This is a genomic window from Anaerolineales bacterium, from assembly GCA_022866145.1.
In the GTDB taxonomy this organism is placed as follows: Bacteria; Chloroflexota; Anaerolineae; order Anaerolineales; family E44-bin32; genus PFL42.
The window spans coordinates 1-5,334 of the sequence record JALHUE010000283.1 but is presented as its reverse complement, the minus strand read 5'-3'; the positions used below and the strand labels follow the sequence as shown (position 1 = coordinate 5,334).

General features: G+C 66.7%; 5 protein-coding genes and 1 pseudogene. 5 read left to right on the top strand and 1 reads right to left on the bottom strand.

Annotated elements, in window-relative coordinates:
* Positions 1–477, bottom strand: a pseudogene (gene ribA / locus MUO23_08795) (GTP cyclohydrolase II).
* Between the two features lie 273 nt (positions 478–750).
* Between ribA and MUO23_08790 the strand changes: the two are divergent.
* The 5 genes from MUO23_08790 (at position 751) to MUO23_08770 (ending at position 5,299) form a co-directional block, all read left to right on the top strand.
* The gene (locus tag MUO23_08790; GenBank protein ID MCJ7513051.1) at positions 751–1,713 is read left to right on the top strand and encodes a hypothetical protein; all 963 of its coding nucleotides are present in this window, start codon (positions 751–753) and stop codon (positions 1,711–1,713) included.
* Between the two features lie 640 nt (positions 1,714–2,353).
* Positions 2,354–2,794 carry a transcriptional repressor gene (locus tag MUO23_08785; protein ID MCJ7513050.1) on the top strand — a complete coding sequence of 147 codons (441 nt, stop codon included), beginning with the start codon at positions 2,354–2,356 and terminating at the stop codon, positions 2,792–2,794.
* 38 nt (positions 2,795–2,832) lie between these two features.
* Positions 2,833–3,792, top strand: a complete 960-nt coding sequence (locus MUO23_08780) for an energy-coupling factor ABC transporter permease (GenBank protein ID MCJ7513049.1) — start codon at positions 2,833–2,835, stop codon at positions 3,790–3,792.
* 3 nt (positions 3,793–3,795) lie between these two features.
* Entirely contained in the window at positions 3,796–4,581 is a 786-nt protein-coding gene (cbiQ, locus tag MUO23_08775) for a cobalt ECF transporter T component CbiQ (GenBank protein MCJ7513048.1), read from the top strand.
* Between the two features lie 4 nt (positions 4,582–4,585).
* The gene (locus MUO23_08770) at positions 4,586–5,299 is read left to right on the top strand and encodes an energy-coupling factor ABC transporter ATP-binding protein (protein MCJ7513047.1); all 714 of its coding nucleotides are present in this window, start codon (positions 4,586–4,588) and stop codon (positions 5,297–5,299) included.
* The last annotated feature ends 35 nt before the right edge of the window (positions 5,300–5,334 follow it).

The window sequence follows — 5,334 nt, the reverse complement described above, 5'->3', positions numbered from 1 at the left end:
CACGCGCGACACCACGTTCACCCCCGCCGCCCGCAGGCTCTCGATCTTGGCCGGGTTGTTGGTGAGCAGGCGCACCGAGCGAACGCCCAGGTCCTGCAACATTAGCACAGCCAGCGTATAGTCGCGTTCGTCGGCCTGATGCCCAAGCGCCAGGTTAGCGTCCACCGTGTCGTAGCCTTCATCCTGAAGATTGTAGGCGCGAAGCTTGTCGTTCAAGCCGATGCCCCGGCCTTCCTGGCGCAGATACAGGATCAGGCCCCCTCCCTCATCGGCGATCATGCGCATGGCGGCGTGCATTTGGTCACCGCAATCGCAGCGCCGCGAGCCGAGCACATCGCCGGTGAAGCATTCGGAATGCACCCGGACCAGGACTTCCTCTTTGTCATACACGTCGCCGTGCATGATCGCCAGGTGCTCTTTGTTGTCCTGGTTGTTGGCGTACACGCACAACTGGAACAGGCCCTCATCGGTCGGGATGCGGGCGCAGGTCAATTGCTGGACGGAAGGGCTGTCCTTCTCCATTAATCTCCCACCGGCTGAGGCGGACGGAAGACCCGATCGTCGTCCCCTCCGCCACCGCTGGCTGCGGGCGGGCCGGATCATCAGGCTGCGCGCATTATACTGCCCGGGGGGGTGTCCGGGAGGTCCGGCTGCGCCACTCATCCGGCTCTAAGGAAGAGTTCACGGCTTCTGCACACCCGCCCGCTACAGTGGCCTTCGAGGGACAGGTAAGTCCCATGGAGGAGAAGGATGTCGAAAACGACGAAGATCGTACTGGGTGTAATCGGAGGTGTGGTCGCGCTGTGCATCCTGTCGGTGGTCCTGATGAGCGCCGGCTTCTGGTTCGGGCGGGCGTCCTTCCCGATAGGCGTGGCAGGCATGATGGGCACAACCTTCGAGCGGCCATTCGTCCAGAACTTGCCCCAACTACGGGGCGACGATGACCGCCGGCCGATGGACCGCTGGGGCGAATCGGAGGGTGAATGCCCGCTGGGGAACTCCTGCCCGGGGCAGCCACGCCGGCAGGGCGGCTGCGGTCAGGACCGGCACAACTTCCGCATGCCGTTCGGGATGTTCGGCTGCGGCCTGGACGAAAGCTTTGGCCCGGACGGGATGATGGGACCCGGCGGGATGATGGGCGGATTCGGCTGGAGCAGCAATCCCTCGGCCGAGCCGCTGACCATCGACCAGGCCGTCGCTGCGGCCAAGGCCTACTTGGCCGAACAGGATCTCACGGATCTGCAAGTCGCCGAAGTGATGGTGTTCGACAACCACGCCTACGTCGAGGTGCGCGACCCGGCGACGGGCAAGGGCGCCATCGAGTTGCTCGTCGACCCGACCAGTGGGAAGGCCTTCCCCGAATTCGGTCCCTCGATGATGTGGAACACCGAGTACGGGATGCACGCTTCCGGGATGGGCGGCTGGATGGGCCGGGGCATGATGGGCTCGAACGCCGAAGGCTGGCAGGTCCCGGAAGGCGATGTGACTGTCACGCCCGAGCAGGCGCGGCAGGCGGCGCAGGACTACCTGGACCAGAACTTCGAAGGCCGGACCGCATCCGATGACGTGGAGAGCTTCCCGGGCTACTTCACCCTGCACGTGTTGGAAGGGACGGACGTGGTGGGGATGCTGAGTGTCAACGCCTACAGCGGCGAGGTGTGGTACCACCAGTGGCATGGTGAGCTGCTGGAAATGGAAGAATTCGCCGAGTAGAACCGGCGGACGGAACCGCGACCCGGCGTGATCCCCGCCTCGACGGGAACCGGGTTGACCGGGGAGGCAGGGCAGAAAAACCCTCCCAAGCGCAGCACCTCAAACCCTGCGCCCGTGCCTGCGGGCAGCAGCACCCTCGACAGGTGGGACATGGGCGCCGCCCTGATCCCGCCTGTCGTTGCGTTTCCCGGGGGAAGCATGGCGGGGTCTCCGGCCGCCCGTCGCGGGGTCCCTGGTGTTCAGGTTGTGATGAGAAACTGAGCGCCGCGCTTCCCTTTCTGCAGGCGGCCCTCCTCCAATCCGTCGAACCCCCACCCCCGTCCCTCGCGACACCCGCACCCCGCCGGGGCGAGACGGCCTGCGGCGCACCGCAGGTGAGCATCCTGAAAGGGCTCTCCGCATAGCCCGCTTGGGGAGGAGCCCCTCCGCACCGCGGAGAGGCACGCAGGGCTGATTCGCGAGGGGCAAGGGAGTGAGGCCGGAAACAAGTCTGTCCTATTGCCCATGGGTGAGCTCGCCTCCCGGCACGGCAGAAGGCGATTGCAGTGCGGCTCATATGTCCTGAACCCGTACATAGGCTTGACAACCGAACCGGGGGGGGTATCCTTGTTGCAAACACTTGCAGGTACAAGGAGTTGCGATGGCGTGCCGTGAACAAATGGCCGGGGCCTTGCGCCAGGCGGGATTCCGTATCACGCCCCAGCGCCAGGTCATCCTGGAGGTCGTCGCTCACGGGAAGGACCATCAGTCGGCCCAGCAGGTGCACTTGGCGGCCCGCCGTCGACTGCCTGGCCTGAACCTGGCGACGGTCTACCGCACCCTCGACAGCCTGAATCGCGCCGGACTGGTCGATCTGATGGACGACACCAAGGGTTCGCTGCGTTTCTCCCTGCGCGACCCCCAGCATCCTCATGCCCATCTGGTATGCCGCCAGTGCGGCCAGACCTTCGAGTTCCCCGTCACCGGGCTCTCGCGCCTGGCGCAGGACATCCGCCGCAGGACGGGGTTCCGGACGGATCTCGAGCACCAAGCTTTCAGCGGGCTGTGCCGGGGCTGTGCCCGGCCACCCTCCGGCCAGTAGAGCATCGGCGCCCGGAGCGCCTATGGAGGCATACCGCCATGTGGTTTTCTCCCGCTGCCCTCCATATCCCGGACGGCTTTCTGACCCCCCTGATCGCCGGGATCGGATGGGCCTTGGCCATCGTCATGATTGTGATCGCCATCCGCCAAACCAACCGTCAGCTGGGTGAGCGTCAGATCCCGATGATGGGCATCCTGGCGGCCTTTATCTTTGCTGCCCAGGCGATCAACTTCCCGGTGGCGGCCGGCACCTCCGGCCACCTGATCGGCGCCGCCCTGGCGGCGATCGTGATGGGGCCATGGGCCGCCACGCTCATTATGACTGCCGTCGTCGTCGTCCAGGGACTGTTGTTCCAAGATGGCGGCCTGCTGGTGATGGGCTGGAACATCATGAACATGGGCATCATCGCTGCCTTCACTGGCTACTTCACCTACAGCCTGGTGCGCCGGTTTGCCGGTGCCTCGCGCGTCGCCAGGCTGGCGGCGGCATTCGCCGCCGGATGGATCTCGGTCATGCTGGCATCTATCGCCACAGCGGTCGAGCTGGCGGCCGCAGGCACGTCGCCTCTGGTGCTGGCAATCTCGGCCATGGCCGGCGTACATGCCTTCATCGGCGTCGGCGAGGGGTTGATCACGGCCGCCGCCGTCGGACTGCTGCTGGCGACCCGGCCGGATGCGGTGAAGGGAGGGGAGGTCGCCCCGGGTCAGCGAAGCGCCTCCCTCGTCCTGGTTGGGCTGGGGATCGCGCTGCTCGTCGCCCTGTTCTCGCCGCTGGCCTCCTCCAGTCCGGACGGCCTGGAGTTCGTGGCCGAGCGGCAGGGCTTCCTCGGCCGGGCGCTTTCGTCGCCCTATGAGCTGCTGCCGGACTACACCATCCCCTTCATCTCGAACCCCGCCTTGACGACCATCGTCGCGGTGGCCATTGGCACCCTGCTCGTGTTCGGCGGCGCGGTCGTGATCGGCCGGCTGGCGACGCGCCGCGAAGCAGCATCCAGGTAGGGCATGCACTTCGATCTGACCGACCAGTACCGACCACGCCCGTCCGCCATCCACCGCCTCGACCCCCGGGTGAAGGTGGTGATGGCCGTGCTCTTCATCCTGGCCTGCAGCCTGGTCCCAGTGGGCGCCTGGCCTGGCTTCGTGGGCTTGCTGGCGCTGGTGCTGGCAGCGTCGGCAGCCAGCCGCCTGGGTCTGGCCTTCGCCCTTCGCCGATCGTATGTTGCGCTTCCCTTCGTGCTGGTGGCTGTGCCGCTGCTGTTCACGGTGCCGGGAGAGATCGTGTACAGCGTTCCGCTCTTGGGATGGACGGTCAGTGCGCAGGGAATCGAGCGGTTTCTCAGCGTGCTGCTGCGGTCATGGATTGCGATTCAGGCAGCAATCCTGCTGACCGCGGTGACCCCGTTCCCGGACTTGCTGTGGGCGCTGGGGGCGCTGCGCCTGCCGCGGACGGTGGTGTCGACGATCGGCTTCATGGTCCGCTACCTTTTCGTCCTCAGCGATGAAGCCGCCCGCATGCTCCAAGCGCGCGCCGCGCGCGCCTCCCGCCCGGCCGGCGAGGGCCGGCCGCCTGTGCTGTGGCAGGCACGCGTGGCGGGGAACATGGTCGGCAGCCTATTCCTGCGGGCCCTGGAGCGCAGCGAGCGGGTGTACGCCGCAATGCTGGCCCGCGGCTACGATGGCCAGATGCCCAGCCTGACGCGCCACCAGCTGCGCCCGAGCGACTGGGCGGCCACCGCCCTGGCAATCCTGGTGCTTGCGGGCCTGCTGGCGGCGACCTACCGGAGATGAGGCCGTGCATCACACGATTGAAGTCCAAGACCTGAGGTTCTCGTTTCCGGATGGCCGCCAGGCCCTTCGCGGCGTCGATCTCAGCATCGCCCCCGGGGAAAAAGTCGGGCTGGTGGGCCCGAATGGGGCGGGCAAATCGACCTTGATGCTGCACCTGAACGGCATTCTGCGAGCTGGGTCCGGTGCGGTCCAGGTGTGTGGGCAGCCGGTAGACGATGATCACCTGGCCTACATCCGCCGGGCGGTGGGGTTGGTGTTCCAGGATCCGGACGATCAGCTGTTCTCGCCGACGGTGTTCGAGGACGTGGCCTTCGGTCCGATGTACATGGGCCTTACCCGGGGCGAGGTCGAGCAGCGAGTGCAGGCGGCGCTGGCGGCCGTGGGGATGCACGCGGCCAGCGGGCGCGTCCCCCACCACCTGAGCAGCGGGGAGAAGAAGCGGGTGGCGATCGCCACTGTACTGGCGATGGAGCCAGAGATCCTGGTGCTCGACGAACCCAGCGCTGGGCTCGATCCGCGGGCGCGACGTGAACTGATCAACCTGCTGAGACGGCTGCCGCAGACCATGCTGGTCTCCACCCATGACCTGTGGATGGTGCAGGAGCTGTTCGAGCGTTCGGTGGTGATCGATGGCGGGCGGATCGTGGCCGACGGGCCCACTCAGACCCTGCTTTCGACCATCGAGCTGCTGGAGGCTCACGGATTAGTGGCGCCGTAGGCAGCGGCCGGCCGGAGTGGGCTGCGCTGTGGTTG

Bases quoted from the DNA above. Each gene is read 5' to 3' on its own strand.
- MUO23_08790 (MCJ7513051.1), top strand. From the start codon at position 751: ATGTCGAAAACGACGAAGATCGTACTGGGTGTAATCGGAGGTGTGGTC.
- MUO23_08785 (MCJ7513050.1), top strand. From the start codon at position 2,354: ATGGCGTGCCGTGAACAAATGGCCGGGGCCTTGCGCCAGGCGGGATTC.
- MUO23_08780 (MCJ7513049.1), top strand. From the start codon at position 2,833: ATGTGGTTTTCTCCCGCTGCCCTCCATATCCCGGACGGCTTTCTGACC.
- cbiQ (MCJ7513048.1), top strand. From the start codon at position 3,796: ATGCACTTCGATCTGACCGACCAGTACCGACCACGCCCGTCCGCCATC.